General features: G+C 49.3%; 13 protein-coding genes. 6 read left to right on the plus strand and 7 right to left on the minus strand.

Annotated features, from left to right (window positions below; genetic code table 11):
• Positions 1-14: 14 nt before the first annotated feature.
• Genes ttrA through ttrB form a run of 3 tightly spaced genes read right to left on the minus strand, consistent with a single transcriptional unit; the run spans position 15 to position 4,844 of the window.
• Positions 15-3,095, minus strand: coding sequence for a tetrathionate reductase subunit TtrA (ttrA, locus tag FH968_RS19175; protein ID WP_139882345.1), 3,081 nt, complete (start codon positions 3,093-3,095; stop codon positions 15-17).
• Positions 3,088-4,107: a tetrathionate reductase subunit TtrC gene (gene ttrC, locus FH968_RS19180; RefSeq protein WP_139882346.1), complete on the minus strand. Its 1,020-nt coding sequence runs from the start codon at positions 4,105-4,107 to the stop codon at positions 3,088-3,090. The genes ttrA and ttrC overlap by 8 nt, the downstream gene beginning before the upstream one ends.
• Positions 4,095-4,844 (minus strand): tetrathionate reductase subunit TtrB, encoded by a 750-nt coding sequence (ttrB, locus tag FH968_RS19185; protein ID WP_139882347.1) that lies wholly within the window; start codon positions 4,842-4,844, stop codon positions 4,095-4,097. The genes ttrC and ttrB overlap by 13 nt, the downstream gene beginning before the upstream one ends.
• Before the next feature lie 173 nt (positions 4,845-5,017).
• Here ttrB and ttrS point away from each other — a divergent pair, with 173 nt between their 5' ends.
• Positions 5,018-6,742: a tetrathionate respiration histidine kinase TtrS gene (ttrS, locus tag FH968_RS19190; protein WP_139882348.1), complete on the plus strand. Its 1,725-nt coding sequence runs from the start codon at positions 5,018-5,020 to the stop codon at positions 6,740-6,742.
• A gap of 16 nt (positions 6,743-6,758) precedes the next feature.
• Positions 6,759-7,352, plus strand: coding sequence for a tetrathionate respiration response regulator TtrR (ttrR, locus tag FH968_RS19195; RefSeq protein WP_139882349.1), 594 nt, complete (start codon positions 6,759-6,761; stop codon positions 7,350-7,352).
• A 257-nt stretch (positions 7,353-7,609) separates the two neighbouring features.
• On the opposite strand, the gene FH968_RS19200 is transcribed toward ttrR, so the two are convergent.
• The 4 genes from FH968_RS19200 to FH968_RS19215 all read right to left on the minus strand — a co-directional run bounded on the left by FH968_RS19200 (position 7,610) and on the right by FH968_RS19215 (position 13,949).
• Entirely contained in the window at positions 7,610-10,747 is a 3,138-nt protein-coding gene (locus tag FH968_RS19200; RefSeq protein WP_139882350.1) for a CusA/CzcA family heavy metal efflux RND transporter, read from the minus strand.
• Positions 10,748-10,757: 10 nt separating this feature from the next.
• Positions 10,758-12,041: an efflux RND transporter periplasmic adaptor subunit gene (locus FH968_RS19205; protein ID WP_139882351.1), complete on the minus strand. Its 1,284-nt coding sequence runs from the start codon at positions 12,039-12,041 to the stop codon at positions 10,758-10,760.
• A gap of 124 nt (positions 12,042-12,165) precedes the next feature.
• The gene (cusF, locus tag FH968_RS19210; protein ID WP_139882352.1) at positions 12,166-12,528 is read right to left on the minus strand and encodes a cation efflux system protein CusF; all 363 of its coding nucleotides are present in this window, start codon (positions 12,526-12,528) and stop codon (positions 12,166-12,168) included.
• Between the two features lie 35 nt (positions 12,529-12,563).
• Positions 12,564-13,949, minus strand: a complete 1,386-nt coding sequence (locus FH968_RS19215) for an efflux transporter outer membrane subunit (RefSeq protein WP_139882353.1) — start codon at positions 13,947-13,949, stop codon at positions 12,564-12,566.
• Positions 13,950-14,132: 183 nt separating this feature from the next.
• On the opposite strand from FH968_RS19215, the gene FH968_RS19220 reads away from it, so the two are divergent.
• The 4 genes from FH968_RS19220 to FH968_RS19235 all read left to right on the plus strand — a co-directional run.
• The gene (locus tag FH968_RS19220) at positions 14,133-14,816 is read left to right on the plus strand and encodes a copper/silver response regulator transcription factor (RefSeq protein ID WP_139882354.1); all 684 of its coding nucleotides are present in this window, start codon (positions 14,133-14,135) and stop codon (positions 14,814-14,816) included.
• Positions 14,806-16,260 carry a Cu(+)/Ag(+) sensor histidine kinase gene (locus FH968_RS19225; protein ID WP_139882355.1) on the plus strand — a complete coding sequence of 485 codons (1,455 nt, stop codon included), beginning with the start codon at positions 14,806-14,808 and terminating at the stop codon, positions 16,258-16,260. Before FH968_RS19220 ends, FH968_RS19225 begins: the two co-directional genes overlap by 11 nt.
• A gap of 178 nt (positions 16,261-16,438) precedes the next feature.
• Positions 16,439-16,876 carry a copper-binding protein gene (locus FH968_RS19230; protein ID WP_139882356.1) on the plus strand — a complete coding sequence of 146 codons (438 nt, stop codon included), beginning with the start codon at positions 16,439-16,441 and terminating at the stop codon, positions 16,874-16,876.
• Positions 16,877-17,488: 612 nt separating this feature from the next.
• Positions 17,489-18,430: retention module-containing protein (locus FH968_RS19235; RefSeq protein ID WP_223271344.1), on the plus strand; the 942-nt coding region annotated here is incomplete at its 3' end.

Raw genomic sequence — 18,430 nt, forward strand, 5'->3', positions numbered from 1 at the left:
CATCGTGAATTAAATCACAGAGCACTCACTTTGCTCATTGACGCAGGTAATCCCTGGCGCACGGAAGCACCGGTCACCCAGTCAAGCCAGGTCCCCGCAACAGTTCGGGTCGGATCCTGAAACCCCAGATCGTTGATGTTAACTCCTGACGCAATCTGCACCTGGTGTGGCATCGGTTCACCATCCAACCAGTGCTGGCGCGCGCCCATCTCTTTGTGTCCGTAACCGTGCTCAACTGCAATTACGCCCGGCATCACGCCTGAAAGCAGGCTCACTTGCGCCTCAACGCTGCCGCCAGGAGTGGTAATCCGAATGCTATCGCCATGGTGAATATTGAATTTCTCCCCGTCTGCGGGGTTAATCGCCACCAGATTAATGGGTTTAACGTGATGAAGCCGCGGGATAACTGTTGAAGAGCTGCTCATCAAATTCGATTTAAAAGACATCAACTGCATCGGCCATAAAGAAGCCGGATAAACTTCTTGTAGCGCGCGCCCATCAGACAAACGAGGAGGATGCCAGGTTGGGCAGCCGCTATAACGCTCCCCGGTCATGGCATGTCGATGTACGGCAACTTCACTGTTCCAGACTTGCAAAGGCGTCGTCCACGCAGCGCCTATGGACTCCCCTTTTCGCCCCGTAGCTTCTGGTGCAAATCGCCCGCCCCGGCTGTAAATAAAGGCGACTTTTAAAGCCTCTTCTTTCTTCAGAGTATCGTTAATCACCGGCAGAATGCGATCCACCCCAGAGAGCAAGATATCTTGTGCATTAGCCTCGGGCAGCGGTGTTTTGCCAGCCCAGGCGATATTCGCCGCTATGCGCAGGTAATAGTCTTCAGCACGATTGAGCGGATAGGTATTTCCCTGCACATCGCTGAGTGCCGCATCCCCAAAACCAGGTAATTGCATTCGTTTTGCCACCGCAATGCAAAAGGCCTCCATGGATACCGCTTCGCCCTCAGCTGTGTTTGCCGTTGCCGGGCTAACCACAGGCCAGCGAGCCGTTGTGGTTTTGCTGGCCACGCCTCCCCACGGTGCGGTGAACCCCCAGCTTTCAAAGTTATGGGTATCGGGAACAAGGTAGTCGGCGAGCGCCGTCGTTTCATTCATAAAAGCATCGATGGCAATGAATAAAGGCAGACGTTTCGGGTCTTTCAATCGCTCCTCGATTACGCCTCGCAAGCCCGCCACGCCGTAAATCGGATTGGTCATGTTCGAGATCCACGCCTTCAGTGGATAGGGATAACCGTCCAGCGCGGAAGGGAGCAATTCTGTCAGTTGACCTGCCACAAACGGATACCAGGGCGCTTTGGCCGGCCACGGAGATTTCCCGGAAGCGACCTTTTCACGGTATTCGTCAGAGGTCTCATAAGCGGTTTTGCTTCGCGCGATACTTAACCCTTTCGGTGAGACTTTTCCCGGGAACTGAACCATGTTGTAGCAAGGACCTTCAGTGACACCATTAAATTTCCCACCACCCACAAAAACCCCACCTTTCAAGCTCAGATTGCCCAATAGCACGTTGAGCATCATCACTGACCAGGCGTTATAGAATCCGTTGCCAGACATCATGCCGCCATGGGAAATCACGGCAGCTTTACGACCATAAGACGTTAACGCTTTTGCCAACGCGATAATTTTATCTTCCGGAACACCGCACTGTTCGCTGTACTGCGCATAAGTTAACTTTTCCGCCGATTCTTTCAGGCACTGGAAACTACTTTTCACGTTTACCGTAGTGCCGTCATTAAGCGTGACCTGTTGATTCACCTGAAGCGCTGCGCGCTCACACTGACTAACGGGCACAATTTCACCCGACAAATTCACCACCAGCGGTTCGTCGTTATCCCCTTGTGCCCCCCAAAGATGTACCTTGCTCAAATGCTTGCCCGCCAGCGGGTGGTCATCATTGGTTATCACAAGCCAACTCGCATTGGTCCAGCTTTTCTCATCGCTACGTAGCATCGCTTCCTGGCCTGGAATGCTGAGATATTCCGCCTGGTAGCGCTGGTTTTCGATAATCCAGCGAATCATCGCCATTGCCAGCGCCGAATCACTTCCTGGCAGAACAGGAAGCCAATGCCCTCGATCGTCTGCCATTACCGTGGTTAAAGGCAGCGCAGGCGAGACAACCACGTAGTTAAATGCATCACGTACGCGAGCGCTGGCTAGCTGACGAGCCTGACGTTTAAAAGGGTTACCCGACTGTGCAGGGGACGTACCCATGAAGAGAGCAAATTCGACATGCTCCCAGTCGGGTTTAACGTGTGGGTTCTTATCAAGATCACCAAGTGTTGCGCCAGAACCGGCACGCCATGCCAGGCCGCAATAAGCGCCATGCGCGCCAAAATTCTTCGAACCGAAGCTGTTTTGCGCAAAGCGGCGTAAAAAGCTATCGCGACCTTCATCGCTGGTATTGGTGACCAGTAACTGATTTGCCTTAGGGCCATAAGAGGGATGATGCGGGTCGATTGGCGTGGCAAGGTCGCGGATGCTGCGTAGTCCCTCAACGTGGCCCTCACCGAATAAATCGCCCCCTTCAACTACCTCCTCAATGAGCTGTTCAAAGCTGATGCTTTGCCATTTTCCCTCACCACGTTTCCCTACCCGCTTCATGGGCGAAATAATACGGTGCGGACTATAGAGGCTTTCCATCATGGTCGCACCGCGAGCACAGGCTGTTGAACGAGACTCTAACCCACTTTCGCCAGACAGTTTTTCCAGCGCTTCGGCAAATGGCATGCCGGTATCAAATTGATGCTCCTGAGAAAGCGGGTGCCAGGGATTACCCGCTATGCGTAAGACTTTATTGGATTCCCTATCTACCCGTACCCGAATGCCACACTGTGTCCAGCAACCAAAACATTGCGTCATCGAGACCACCTGATCGGGATTGCTTTTCCATTGAACCTGCGCGCGGCCTTCAGGAACCAGCGAGTTGCCATAAATCCTATCGCGCGTCACCTTACCCGAAGTGCCATCCACCAGCCCATCAACCGCACGCTTGGCAATCTCGCGATAACTCAAGCCAAAAGCTGCAAAACCGCCTGCTGCGACACCGATTTTTAACCATTGCCGACGGGATAATTTAGCCATGTTGTAATCTCCTGGTGAGCCAGTTAAGGCCTTCACGAAGGGTAATAATGAGCGCAAACCACAAACCGAACGTACCGGTAATCGCCAGCAGGCCATCTGTGCCATAAGGAAGGTGATAAGGATTAATCAACGCGTTGTATTTGGGGATGGTTTGCCCACCGATAAGAATTGCCCAGCGCAGCACCCAGCAAGACCCCATGGCGCTTAGCGTCAGCAAGAGGGTCGCGGCAAGCGGCATCGGATAACGGCTCACATATAGCGCGCCACCAAAAGAAATAACCCACAAACCAATAAAGAGCGTGATGTAAAGACGCGCCTCGTCGCTCATCTGCCACCATTGACGCAACGCCTGCCCTGATAGCGTATCGCCAAAATACCAGGCGCACAGAATTGCACCCAGCAGCAATAACGTGAAGAGATGCCCATAGGCCAGAAGCCTGACGGTGCGCTGCTGTTTTCTCATCACGAGGATCAATAATGCAATCAAGGTTTGCATCGCGCTGACCAACATCGCTACCGGGAACCAGTAGCTAAACCACAGCGGCCTGGCGCGGACCACCGACACTTCGCGGCCGGTATATAACAGCAGGCCGATTGCAGTAAGTGCCGCACCAAAAGCCAGCCAGCGAGTCAGAGAGAATGTACGGCCAGTTAACGCTTTTAGGTGGAATGCGCAGAACCACAACCCCAGCAGGACCATAAAAACAGGTAAAAACAACGCTCCCCACGGCATCCATGACCATGGAGTCGGCCAGGCATAGAAGTGCCAGAAACGAGCGGTCTGGTGAAGATCAGCAGTTAAAGCAAGCGGAGCGGTAATGGCGCAAGTCAGGGCGATGAACAAACAAACACGCTCAACATTACCGTTCGCTTTACCCATCCAGTGCGCAACGCAGGCAAATAACGTGGCGCACGAGGCGATGCCGATAAAGAAAAAATACTGCACGGCCCATGGCAGCCAAGTGATGGCTTGCGGCTGAGCCAGAAGCTCTTCAATGACTAAGCGTGACATTCTCCTACCTCCTGCCAAAGAGATGGCTGTGCGCGCCCTTGAAGCGGTGCAACGAAGGCGTCATCCAGGCCAAGATAGAAAACGTGGGGTTGAGTGTTATTTTCAGGTTTCAGCACTTTTATTTCATGACGGTGTTGCGCCAGCATTTTGCTGAGGGTGCTTTGCGAGTCTTTCATATCGCCAATGACTCTGGCACCACCCACGCAGGATTCCACGCAGGCAGGCAGCAAGCCTGCTTCGAGCCGATGGGCGCAGAACGTGCATTTATCCGCCGTTTGTGTGCTGTGGTTAATAAACCGGGCATCGTAAGGACAGGCCTGAACGCAGTAGGCGCAGCCAACGCAACGTGTATTATCGATAACCACAATCCCGTCTTTACGCTGGAACGTCGCCTGAACCGGGCAAACCGGTACGCACGGTGGCTCATCACAGTGATTGCATAACCGTGGTAGCAGGACGTTGGTGACTTCTTCGCGACCTTCTAGTTTGACCTGGTACTGATTGACGTTAGTGCGAAATGAGCCTTGCGGCGATTGGTTTTCTATCGCGCAGCTCACAGTGCAGGACTGGCAACCTATGCAGCGCCGTAAATCAATCAGCATCGCATAGCGATGCTTATCCGACCCTTCCCGCCGCTGCGGTGATAATGAAATACCCGCCTGGGCCATCGGAATCAGAGAGGCGCCCGCCGTCACTACTCCTAATTGCTGTAAAAATTGACGCTTACTGATGTCCATCGTGACCTCCGCTCCGCTCGCGGTGAAAAGAAAAATGACACATAGCGATGCATATGCAAAAGCTATGATTTACAGTGTAAAAATTCTTTCAGGTCGGTCTCTATTGTGGTTAACCACATATCCAGACTTGGCTTGATCTAAAACAATTGGCAGGCAGTTGAAATGGATAATTCATGTCAAAAATAATACTGCTGGTGCTATGCCTGTTGCTCTCTCAGGGAGTTCAGGCTGCGGAATGGGCAATTGGTGTGCTGGCCATGCGCGGTGACTCGGTGACCATAAAGCAATGGCAGTCTCTGATTGATACGCTAAATGGTTCTGTGCCAGGTGCGCACTTCCGGCTAGTCCCGCTCAATCTTGACGGCATGCGCGCGGCGGTGAACAAAGAAGATATCCAGTTTGTACTGACCAACCCTGCCCAGTTCGTGCAATTAAACAGTCATTACCATTTACGCTGGCTGGCCTCTCTACGTTCCACTCAATCCGCGGGCAGTACGAACAACACCACCGGCAGCGCCATCCTGGTAAGAACCGACAGCAAGATAACAACGCCCCACGACCTGATTGGCGCAACGGTTGGCGCGGTGGATCCCAATGCCTTTGGGGGTTATCTGCTGGGGTACAAAGCATTGCGCGACTCGGGATTACGCCCTGAAAAAGATTTCCAGGTGCGTTTCACCGGTTTCCCGGCGGACGCTCTACTTTATCTTCTGCGAGAAGATGTTATTCAGGCCGCTATTGTGCCGGTTTGTTTGTTAGAAAATATGGACAGCGAAGGTCTGGTCAGTAAGTCAGCGTTTCGAGCGTTACTTCAGAAACCTTCCCAGCTTCCCTGTCTGACCAGTACCGCGTTATATCCTGACTGGTCCTTTGCCGCGTTACCGGGGGTGAAGGATGATGTTGCTGATGCGGTCGCCCGCGCGCTGATGAATTCCACCGACGATAAATCCTGGCACTGGGGAGCCCCAGCCTCCACAAATGAAGTCGAAGCTCTACTTCGCGATCTTAACCAGCATCCCGAACAGCAGTGGCTTGGGCTCAGCATCAAAAGCTGGGTAGTCCAGCATCAATTTATGCTCGGTTTGCTTCTTGTCGTCCTGCTGCTTGCGGTGGCGAATTACATTTGGGTGATGATCCTCGTTAACCGGCGAGGCCGGGCGCTGGAAAAAGCCAATGAGACACTCCGCGCCCAACAACTCGCGCTGGAACAAGCACGCCGCATGAGTATTCTCGGTGAAATGGCTTCAGGATTTGCCCATGAATTAAATCAGCCGCTTTCCGCCATACGTCTATATGCCCAAGGCTGTCTGGTTCGCTTATCTCAGACCAAAGAGCAAGAGTCTTTACGCGAAGCCATGAACAATATCGATCTGCAGGCTCAGCGCGGCGGAAATATCATTAGTAACCTGAGAAACTGGGCGACCAGCGGACGCTGGTCAGACAAAACAACCTCTACCTGGTCAACCATCAATGTCATCAGCACGCTTGAACGGGTCGTTGTCATGCTGCACCTGCCGCAGCAGCACTCTGAATTAGCGTTAAACATCACCGGGGATAAAACCTTAACGCTGACCCTACCTCCAGTGCTGCTCGAGCAAGTGCTGGCCAACCTAATAAGCAATGCCGTGCAGGCTGGCGCAACGACACTTTGGATTGATATCGCGGGCGATTCAGAGCAGGTAAATATTTGCCTTCAGGACAACGCAGGAGGCATCCCCGCGGACCAATTAGAGAGTGTCTTTCAGCCCTTCAGAAGCTCCAGAGCTGATGGCATGGGACTCGGCCTTGTAGTCTGCCAGCGATTGCTGCGCAGTGTGAATGGCGATATACAGCTCATCAATCGAAACGCGCCGGACATGCAAGCGGGTTTATTGGTTAAGATGACCTTCCCTGCGTAGCCATAACGGAGAAAAAATGATCCATTTAGTCGATGACGATGCCGCCGTAACCGATTCATGCCGTTTTTTATTAGAGGGTTTGGGTTACACCGTTCAGTGCTGGAATAACAGCCGTATATTCCTTACCGAAGCGGCCGTGCACTATCAAGGCGTGGCGCTTCTGGATATGCGCATGCCTGGACTCGATGGGCATGAAATATTTCAGGAAATGCGCAATCGCGACAGCACATTGGCCGTGATATTTCTGACCGGGCATGGCGATATACAAATGGCCGTCGATGAAATGAAATGGGGGGCGGTAGACTTCTTACAAAAACCAGTCGCAAAAGAGCCTTTAATTGAAGCCATCGACAGGGGTTATCACTATTCGCGGCAGCTGAATGCGATTTTGCAGATACAAAAAAAGTATCATTCGCTGACACTAAAAGAAAAGCAGGTCGCAGAGCTTGTTGTCCGCGGTGGGATGAATAAGGACATTGCCGATCAATTAAATGTGTCTTTGCGTACTGTCGAGGTCCATCGATCCCGAGTGATGGAAAAAATGGATGTCGATAGCCTGGCTACCCTGGTATCACAATGGGATAAATTACATACTATTAACGTTATTTAGTGGCGGTAAATAGCAGAATGCTGAACCTGTTTACCGTAAACATGCAGTGAACTCATCTCCCAGTAGCCTTTCAGGTCATTAGCATGGGTGTTATCTCAAACGCTGTCACCATTGAGGAAAACCAATGCAACCCCAAATACGCCAGGGTATAAGACATCGTGATGGTACATGAAGGCATTTCAGCCCTCATGTATCCTGTATTGTTACTACTGTAGTGATGTGAGGGACGGCGGTCCCTCAGCGCAAGTCCTGCAACACTAAGCTTTGTGTCGACGCAGCCAAATTAATTTATAGGCTGCCGGGATGATGAGCATCGACAACAGCGGTGCGGTGATCATCCCGCCTATCATCGGCGCGGCAATACGGCTCATCACTTCAGACCCCGCTCCCGTTCCCCACAAAATCGGTAACAGACCAGCAATAATAACCGCCACCGTCATCGCTTTCGGGCGAACGCGCAGCACAGCCCCATGATACAGCGCGTCATCAAGTCCTTCAGGCGTGAATGTTGTCGGGTTCGTGAGTTTAGGGTCAGCCTCAATAGCCTGGCGTAGATACATCAGCATGACGACGCCAAACTCTGCGGAAACCCCTGCCAATGCGATAAAACCCGTCCCTGTTGCCACGGACATATGGAAGCCCTGCCAGTACAGGAACCAGATACCGCCAATCAGCGCAAACGGCAGGCTCGTCAGAATCAATAACGCTTCATCAAAGCGGCGGAACGCCAGGTACAGCAGCACGAAGATAATCATGATGGTCATCGGTACCATCAACTTCAATTTCTTGTTCGCATGCTCCAGTAACTCGAACTGTCCGGAGAACGATACGCTGGTACCCGGCTTAAGTTTGACCTTTTCATGGATAGCCGCTTTGAGGTCATTGACCACAGACACCATGTCACGGCCACGTGCATCAATGTAAATCCAGCTTGCAGGGCGAGCATTCTCTGTTTTCAGCATGGTTGGGCCAGAAATGACTTTCACGTTTGCCACATCACCCAGAGTGATTTGCTGCTTCATCGGTGTCAGTATCGGTAACTGCCTCAACGCTTCCGGGCCATCGCGGAACCCCTGAGGGTAGCGGATATTGATCGGATATCGAGCGACACCTTCGACGGTTTCCCCTACCGTTGCGCCACCAATCGCAGAGGAGACGAAGAGCTGGACATCACCGACAGTCATGCCATATCTGGCGGCTTTCTCCCGATTAATATCGATATCGATATACCGCCCTCCTTCCAGACGCTCTGCCAGGGCAGAGAAAACGCCAGGAACCGTTTTGGCGACCTCTTCAATGCTCTGCGCGGTGGCATCAATATCAGACAGCACTGTGCCGGATACTTTTATTCCAATAGGGCTTTTGATACCGGTAGAGAGCATATCAATACGGTTACGGATTGGCGGAACCCAGAGGTTAGCAAGCCCAGGTAAACGAACTGTCGTATCGAGTTCATCAATTATTTTGTCCAGCGTCATTCCCGGACGCCACTGATCCTGTGGTTTCAACTGAATAGTGGTTTCAACCATTTCCAGCGGTGCTGAGTCTGTTGCCGTTTCGGCTTTGCCTGTCTTGCCGAAAACCGAAGCCACTTCAGGTACGGTTTTGATCAGTTTATCCGTCGTTTGCAGCATCGCTGCGGCCTGCGCAGGTGAAACACCAGGCAAAGTTGAAGGCATATACAGCAAATCACCTTCGTTGATACTGGGTAAAAACTCACCGCCGACCTTACTGAGCGGCCATATCACCGTAAAGATGGACAGTGCAGCAACCACCAGCGTTAACTTGGGCCATTTAAGGACTTTAAGCAGTAACGGGTGGTACATTTTTATCAGAAAGCGGTTGAGCGGATTGCTTGTTTCCGCAGGGATTTTCCCTCTGATCCAAAAGCCCATCAGGATAGGAATTACCATGATCGCCAGAGCTGCTGACCCTGCCATGGCGTAGGTTTTAGTAAACGCCAGCGGCCCGAACAGACGCCCTTCTTGCCCTTCCAGAGTAAAGATTGGAATAAATGACAGCGTGATAATCAGCAAGCTGATAAACAGAGCGGGCCCCACTTCCACCGAGGCATCAGTAATCACTTTCCAGCGCGTCTCGTTATCAATCTTTTCGCCGGGGTGATGATTTTCCCATTCCTCAAGCCGCTTGTGGGCGTTTTCTATCATAACAATGGCGGCATCCACCATTGCCCCCACTGCAATCGCAATCCCCCCCAGCGACATGATGTTGGCATTCATTCCCTGGAAGTGCATGACAATAAACGCAATACACAGCCCAAGCGGCAGTGAAATAATGGCCACCAGAGCAGAACGCAGGTGCCAGAGAAACAGCGCACAAACCACGGCAACGACAATAAACTCTTCGAGAAGTTTATGGCTCAGGTTCTCAATCGAGCGGTCAATTAACTGGCTACGATCGTAGGTCGTGACCACTTCCACGCCTTCCGGCAGGCTGCTTTTCAGAGTCTCGAGTTTATCCTTCACCGCAGAGATAACTTCACGTGCATTTTTGCCGGAACGCAGAATAACCACGCCGCCAGCCACTTCGCCTTCACCATTAAGCTCCGCAATACCACGACGCATTTCGGGCCCGATTTGCACACGAGCCACATCTTTTAGGTAAACAGGTACGCCGTTCGCCCCCGTTTTGAGGACAATATTATTGAAGTCATCAATGGATTGTAGATAACCGCTGGCTCGCACCATGTATTCAGCTTCAGCGATTTCAACGGATGAACCACCCGCTTCCTGGTTGGAGGATTCCAGCGCTTGTTTAACCTCTGGCAGGCTAATGCCATATTGGCTCAGTTTCATTGGGTTAATCAGTATTTGGTACTGTTTAACTACTCCACCAACGGAGGCCACCTCAGCAACATTGGGAATGGTTTTCAGCTCATATTTCAGGAACCAATCCTGAAGCGAACGTAATTCAGCAAGGTCATGCTTACCGCTGTGGTCCACCAGCGCATATTCGAAGATCCAGCCCACGCCTGTCGCGTCAGGGCCTATTGAGGTGCTGACACCCTTAGGCAACTTACCCTGAACCTGATTCAGGTACTCCATTACGCGCGAGCGGGCCCAATACAGATCGGTGCCATCTTCAAAAATCACATACACATACGAGTCACCAAACTGGGAAAACCCACGCACAGTTTTCGCACCAGGGACTGAGAGCATGGTGGTCGTCAGCGGATAGGTGACCTGGTTTTCAACAATTTGTGGTGCCTGGCCTGGGTAGCTGGTTTTAATAATCACCTGTACATCAGACAGGTCAGGTAAGGCATCGACTGGCGTATTGATAATAGTCCAGGTGCCCCAGATACTCAGGAACAGTGCGGCCATCACCACCAGAAAACGGTTGGCGACAGAGCGCCTGATAATCCATTCAATCATCTTTGTCTCCTCAGTGGCCTGAATGCGCATTTGCTGAGAGGCCTGTCATGCCTGGGGCCATTTCTGCGGGTTTATCCGTATGACGCATACGATCCAGCGCCCCGCTAATGTTCGCTTCAGAGTCAATGAGGAACAGACCGCTGACGACAACGGCTTCACCTTCACTCAGATCCGAGCCAATTCCTGACTGGTGTCTTGATTCATGCAGCACTTTGATTTCTTTAGGTACGAATCGACCATCGGCATCAACGGTAATGACATGCTGTTCATTTCCGGTATCGATGACGGCCTGAGAAGGAATGAGCAACATTTCAGGGCTTTGCGTATTGAGTTTTAGGTAGGCATTCATACCGGGTTTGAGTAATTCGTCTTTGTTATCCACCTGGAGACGAACCTGCAATGTACGGGTTGTTTGATCAAGGCTAGGAAGCGTATTCCATTTCTCGATAGTGAATTTTTTGTCCGGGTAAGCCGGAACGGAAATCTCAAACTGGGAGGAATCTTTTAGCAAGTAAGCGATAGATTCCGGTACCGCAGCGCTAATCCACACCGGGTCCATCCCTTGAATCTGAGCTACCACTTTGTCTTTTGATATATTCATGCCGCTTCTCAGATCAAACGCGGTGATCACACCCTCGATTGGCGCTTTAATGGTGAAACGGGTCTGAATGCTGCGTGTACTGCGTAAGTGCTGGATATCTTCTTCAGACATGCCAGCAAGGCGAAGACGCTCAAGCACACCTTTTAGCTGTGTTGCAGAACCACCAGTACCCGACAGCAAAAGATATTCACTCTGAGCCTCTACCCATTGAGGGATAGTTATCTCGACTAGCGGCGTACCCTTTTTCACTTTGTCGCCGATAGTCAGTGGGTAAACTTTTTCAATGAACCCCTCTGAACGGGCCTGAACAATCACGAATTGATATTCGTTGAAACTGACATTGGCAGGAATGGTCTGGGAATAGGTCAGGCGGCCAGAGCGGACTTTCTCCGTCTTTAGCCCCAGGTTCTGGATTTGTGTTGGATCAATTCGAATGCCCTGGCTATTTTCGCTGCCACCTTCGTCGGCATATTTCGGCACCAGATCCATATCCATAAATGGCGACTTTCCAGGCTTATCGAATTTGGTATCGGGTTTCATCGGGTCATACCAAAACAGAACCTTTCGTTCTGTTGGTTGAGTTTCCATTTTCTGCCCAGAAGTAAAATAATGGTAGGCAGCGACGGATATCACCCCTCCAATGATAAGACTGCTGGCAATCATTGCAGTATATTTTAGTTTTAAAGAAGCCATATTTATTCCTACTGATGATTTATAAAAAACCAGCTTATTTACCTGGAGGAGTCTTATAAAATAGACAACCAAACCTGCCATAAGCTGAGTTATGGCAGAGAAATAAAGACTCATCAGGAATTAATTACGATTGATTAGCTTTAATATCCTGTAGCATTGAAATGTTATCTTGCTGAATAAAGCTAAAGTTCACCTGGCTGCCGACTTTCAGGTCATTGATGCTGGAGTCCAGCGTCATAAAGGTAAATCGCATTGTCATTGCCGGCCAGCCCACTGCGGGGATAGCCTCATGCGCAATAGTAATTTTTTTATTCGTCATATCAATGTCTTTAACAACGCCTTTACCGCTAATTACCTGCTGGACAGGTGCCTCTACTGCCATTTTCATGCCGCCCATATCACCATGCTGCATTTCGTTGGCCTGAGCCCCTGCTGCCATAACAACAGAGAAAAGACTTAATAAAGCGATTTTTACTGGCTGATTCATATTATTAACTCCAAATGTCTTTCAAACTAAAGTAATTACGCCGTCCATCCACCGCCGAGGGCTGTGAATAACTTAATTTCATTGACCTGCTGAGAGTAATTAAGATCCAGTATTGATTGCTGAGTGGTAAACAATGACCGCTCCGCATCAAGGACTTCGATATAACTTACGGCGCCACTGGAATATAATCCTCGTGCGCGCTGCAACGTTATTTGCAGTGAGTCCAGGTAACGTTGCTGAGCCACAATTTGTTGGCTGATAGTTGCACGAAGTGAAAGTGCATCAGCAACCTCTCTAAAAGCAGTCTGGATTTTTTGCTCATAGCTAACTATTGATTGCTGCTGGCGGACTTCCGCCAATGTCAGGTTGGCTTTATTACGGCCCGCGTTAAAAATGGGCAGTTCCACTTTAGGAATGAAATTCCACATTCCGCTTGCCCCGTTAAACAGGCTTGAAAGATCTGTGCTGCTTCCTGAAATACTGCCCGTTAACGAAACTGAAGGGAAGAAGGCAGCTCTGGCTGCACCAATATTGGCATCAGCGGCTTTTAACACATGCTCTGCTTCCATAATATCCGGCCTTTGTAGCAGGATATCAGAAGACAAATTTGCCGGGAGCTTTACCGGATTAATGTCCATTTGTGCGGCACGTTTATCATCAGGTAATACGTTATATTTACCGACCACTAGCTGAAGCGCATTGTTAGCCTGCGCAAGCTCACCTTCCCTTTTGGCAATTTCCGCTCGCGTGCTTTCAATCACTCCGCGAGCCTGTTCTAGCGCCAGTAAGTTAGTACTGCCGGTAATGAGTTGCTGCTCAACAAAGGCATAGGACTGTTCATAATTCTTAAGCGTTTCTTTGGCAATAACCAGTTGCTCATAAGCCAGCCGCTGGTTGAAATAGCTCTGCGAAACGTTAGAAACCAGAAGAATATGCACGGTACGCTGTGCTTCTTCACTGGCAAAGAAGTTCTGGCGGTCAGCCTCACTCATATTCTTCAGCTTGCCAAAGAAATCCAGTTCATAGCTAAGATCAAGCCCGGCCTCGTATTTCTCAGTGGTAGGGCTTTCATTTTTAAATCCACCGCTGTAGTTAACCTCAGAAGAGGCATTGAGCTGCGGGTATCTGTCTGCGTCCGTCACGTTAAACTTGGCCCTGGCTTCCTGAACTTTTAATGCCGCCATTCTCAGATCACGGTTGTTTTGCAACCCTTGTTCAATCAAGTTTTTTGCCTGGGGATCGGCAAAAAAGGTTCGCCAGCCCGTATCCTGATAACCAGCCGCTGCCGGAACCAACGCGTTTCTGGAAAGTGAAAATTGCTGTGGAACTGGGGATTCTGGACGCTGATAATCAGGTTCCAGCGAGGTACATCCTGCCAGGATAAACAACGTGCTAAGAGTCAATAGCTTTAATTTGAACATGTCGCTTCTCGTCCAGTCCTGCCAGGTAAAATAAGGCTGATAATTACTGCAGGCACCTTACCGGAGTGACTCTGTTGGGTGAGTGACAGGATAATGACAAAGCTGTCATTTAAGGGATCAGTCGTTGATATCGTCACATTGCTCACTAGAATGAGAGCACCACACAGATGTACAGGAGAGTACGTGAAACTTTTGATCGTAGAAGACGAGGTTAAAACAGGGGAGTACCTCAGCAAGGGGCTGACAGAAGCGGGTTTCGTTGTTGACCTTGCGGACAATGGACTGAACGGTTACCACCTTGCTATGACGGCCGATTACGATCTCATTGTGTTGGATATCATGCTACCTGACGTTAACGGCTGGGATATCGTGAGAATGCTGCGGGCAGCGAACAAAGGAATGCCGATTTTGCTGCTGACCGCCCTTGGCACCATAGAACATCGGGTCAAAGGTCTTGAGCTTGGCGCGGACGATTACATGGTGAAACCCTTTGCCTTCGCAGAACTTCTGGCCCGCGTCAGAACACTGCTACGCCGGGGCTCTGCTGTGATAGCAGAAAGCCAGTTCCAGGTTGCAGATTTGACACTTGATTTGGTATCCAGAAAAGTAAGTCGCAGCGGAACACGCATCACATTGACCAGTAAGGAATTTACGCTGCTTGAGTTCTTTATCCGCCACCAGAGCGAAGTGCTCCCTCGGTCACTTATCGCTTCACAGGTCTGGGACATGAATTTTGATAGTGATACCAATGCCATTGATGTTGCCGTTAAGCGGCTACGTGCCAAAATTGATAACGATTTTGAACCTAAGTTGATTCAGACGGTGCGCGGCGTTGGCTATGTTCTTGAGGTACCCGATGAGGATTAATGGCAATCGCCGTCCTTTCTCTCTGGCCACCCGACTGACCGTCTTTATCAGCCTTTCGACGATCATCGCCTTCGTGGCCTTTACCTGGGTCATGTTGCATTCTGTTGAACAACACTTCGCTGAGAGAGATTTAAGTGACCTACAGCAAGTCAGCACGACGCTGGAAAATATACTCAAAGACCCGAACAAAACCGAACAACAGAAAATAGAAACCATCGGTAATGTTATGGCTACCTACCATAACTTCGCGGTATTACTGCTTAATGGAAATAATCAGGTTCTTTATCACTCTCCAGATGGGCCAAATCTCACTCTCGCATTACCCTCTGTTCATTTCACCCCACAATCTGATGCAGGAAATTATTTCATCTGGTCTGACAGTATGAAAAGCTCGGATATGCATTCTGATGGTGAGATGAAAAATATGGCGTATCGTATTATCACAAGAACTGTGAATATCTCTGAAAGTACAAAGCCTGTAAGTTACTCATTGTTAATCGCATTTTCTATTGATTTTCACCAGCATTATATTGATCAGCTAAAGCGTAATCTTATTTCTATCGCATCAGCCATCAGCTTAATGATCATTCTCATTATTTTATTTGCGGTATATAAAGGACACCAGCCATTAAGAAATGTCAGCATGAAAATAAAAAACATTTCTTCTGAAAACTTAGATGTCAGGCTTGACCCAAGTCAGGTTCCGATAGAACTTGAACAACTGGTTATTTCATTCAACCATATGATCGAACGAATTGAAGATGTCTTTACCCGCCAGGCTAATTTCTCTGCGGATATTGCACATGAAATAAGAACACCGATTACCAATCTTGTAACACAAACTGAAATCTTATTAAGCCAGGACAGGACGGATGAAGAGCTGAAAGATGTTCTTTACTCTAACCTTGAAGAATATAGCCGTATGGCCAAGATGACCAGTGACATGCTATTCCTCGCTCAGGCCGATAATAACCAGCTCATTCCTGAAAGGACAATGATAGACCTTCGGGACGAAACGACGAAAGTTTTCGAGTTCTTTGAGGCCTGGGCAGAAGAGCGTGAAGTCAGTTTAAAATTTGAAGGAAACCATTCCAGAGTTGAAGGCGATCCGCTGATGTTGCGCCGGGTGATTAATAATCTCTTATCCAATGCCATCCGCTACACACCCAAGAAAATGGCGGTGACGGTTCGCGTCATTGAGCGACAAGAATGGGTCGATTTGATTGTTGAAAACCCGGGCACCCCGATTCCTGAGGAGCATTTACCGATGCTGTTCGACAGGTTCTATCGTGTTGACCCTTCGAGGCAAAGAAAAATTGAAGGTAGCGGCATCGGCCTGGCCATTGTGAAATCTATCGTGAGTGCGCACAAAGGTAAAATTAGTATTGCTTCAGATATAGTTTCGACCCGCTTTATTATTTCGCTTCCAGTATCCTCACGTTGAATATAATGGGCATGGAAACATGCTCATTACACTACCCAGCATTTTTATAGAATAAATTCCAGATGACGTCATTGTCATTGTCCTGTCACGAGCCCAACAGAACGCCCACCTTATAATCTCTATCAACAGATGATTCAGACGCTCTGAACATTTACAGTTTATAAATGGAGATTCAAATATGAAAAAAATTCTTATTGCCACGGCTTTTACCATGACCTTTGCTTCCTATTCCTGGGCTGCGGAAAACGTAAACGTACATGACCAGATTAATAATGCACAGGCACCGGCACACCAGATGATGTCTTCAACACAGCATTCTGCAATAAACGGCACTGAATCCAAAATGATGGATATGGATCAGCACCAGAAAGCGGTGATCGCTCATGGAAGCATGAATAATAGCGATTCAAACGCTCATCAACAAATGGTGGATATGCACAAAAAAATGATGGGCAACCAGAACATGAATAAGGCGAGCGGTAAAAGTGCTCAATCATTTTCACAGATGAATGAGCATGAACGGGCAGCGGTGGCACACGAATCGATGAATAATGGCCAGTCAGGCACCCATCAAATGCAGGCTGAGAAACATCGCAGCATGATGCAGTCCAGCTGATTATTGTGCTACTTCAGATTCCTGTTCAGTAAATTAATGCTCCTGCTAGCGTCCATCCATAATGCAGTGATGTGATGGACGCCTCTCCCGATGTGATTGCAAAGGAGAATTGATTCAAATTCTGGAATAATGGCCCCCCCTTCTCAGGTTATTACCTTTACTATCCGAGCAGATAATAAAACCCAGCCACTTTTGCGTTCATGATTGATGCATTGCATCATTCTTAATAAAACACCAAAAATTCTTAACATAAACCACAATGCAACTTAACAAATTAGACGGTAAAAATTAATTTTTATTGACTGCTTTATTTTAAAGCTTTCATTCAAAACCAAAATTAAATATTTTGCCGAATCACGTTTCATTCCCGCAGCCTTTTGATTATATTTAGCGCTCAGCCATATTTTGGACAACAACACCATTAGCTATTTCACTCCTATAATTATAAATACATACCAAAAATAATGCCCATTAATGGACAATTACTTATGGTGCTATTCGAGTGAAATAATAATGCTATTAAGTTTATAGTTAGCTTATGTATTTATAAAAAGCACTCTAAATAATTCAAATTGCAGGAAGGCTGCAGCTTGAAGCATGACGAGTATAACAATGAGATACAGAGAGGGTTCTTTGCGTAATTTACTCGGGGTCATTAGCGCGGTCATCGGTCAGGTTTATGTAGTCGAAGCAGACGGCTCGCAACGTCTCTTACAAGAAGGTGACAGGATCTACAGCGGTGAAGAAATTGTCACCGGGGACAGCGGAGCGGTTAGCGTCTCTCTACCTGATGGTAAAACGCTTGATCTGGGGCGTGATAGCCACTGGACGGAACAGGGTTTACATGAGGTAAATAGAGCAGAGCATAGCGCTCTGGATATTGCATCAGCACAACAGGCGATTGCCGATGGTGCTGACCCGACGCACACCTTAGAAGCAACCGCTGCGGGTAATGAACCCCCGATGGATATTGAAGGTGGCGGCGGTGGGCACACGCTTGTTCAGTTAGATTTAACCGGGCAGATAATTGATCCAACCGCTGGCTTTCCAACAGCAGGATTAAATTCAGCCGCTCCAGACATTGCCCATTTTGACACATTCCGTTCTCCCGTTCATGACACTCAATATTCAGAAAATAACGCTCATAACTCGATAGCAACGGAAAGCATTTCGGCAGCCGCACTCGTTGCAACGACGCACACTGTTGCGTTTACCAGTCTAACCCCTGCGACAAATACAACCCCACTTAGCGAGCTCATTCCCGACACGCATACGGTTTCAATCACTGAGCTGGTGCCGGAACATCCACCGACGCCGCTGCACCAGCTGACTCCGGAACGTCCACCGACGCCACTGACTCAGCTAATTCCTGAACATCCGCCAACGCCACTGACTCAGCTGATTCCTGAACATCCGCCGACGCCGCTGCACCAGCTGACTCCGGAACATCCACCGACGCCACTGACTCAGCTGACTCCAGAACATCCACCGACGCCGCTGCACCAGTTGACTCCGGAACATCCACCGACGCCGCTGCACCAGCTGACTCCGGAA

Origin of the sequence: Buttiauxella sp. B2 (genome assembly GCF_006376615.1) — a bacterium.
In the GTDB taxonomy this organism is placed as follows: Bacteria; Pseudomonadota; Gammaproteobacteria; order Enterobacterales; family Enterobacteriaceae; genus Buttiauxella.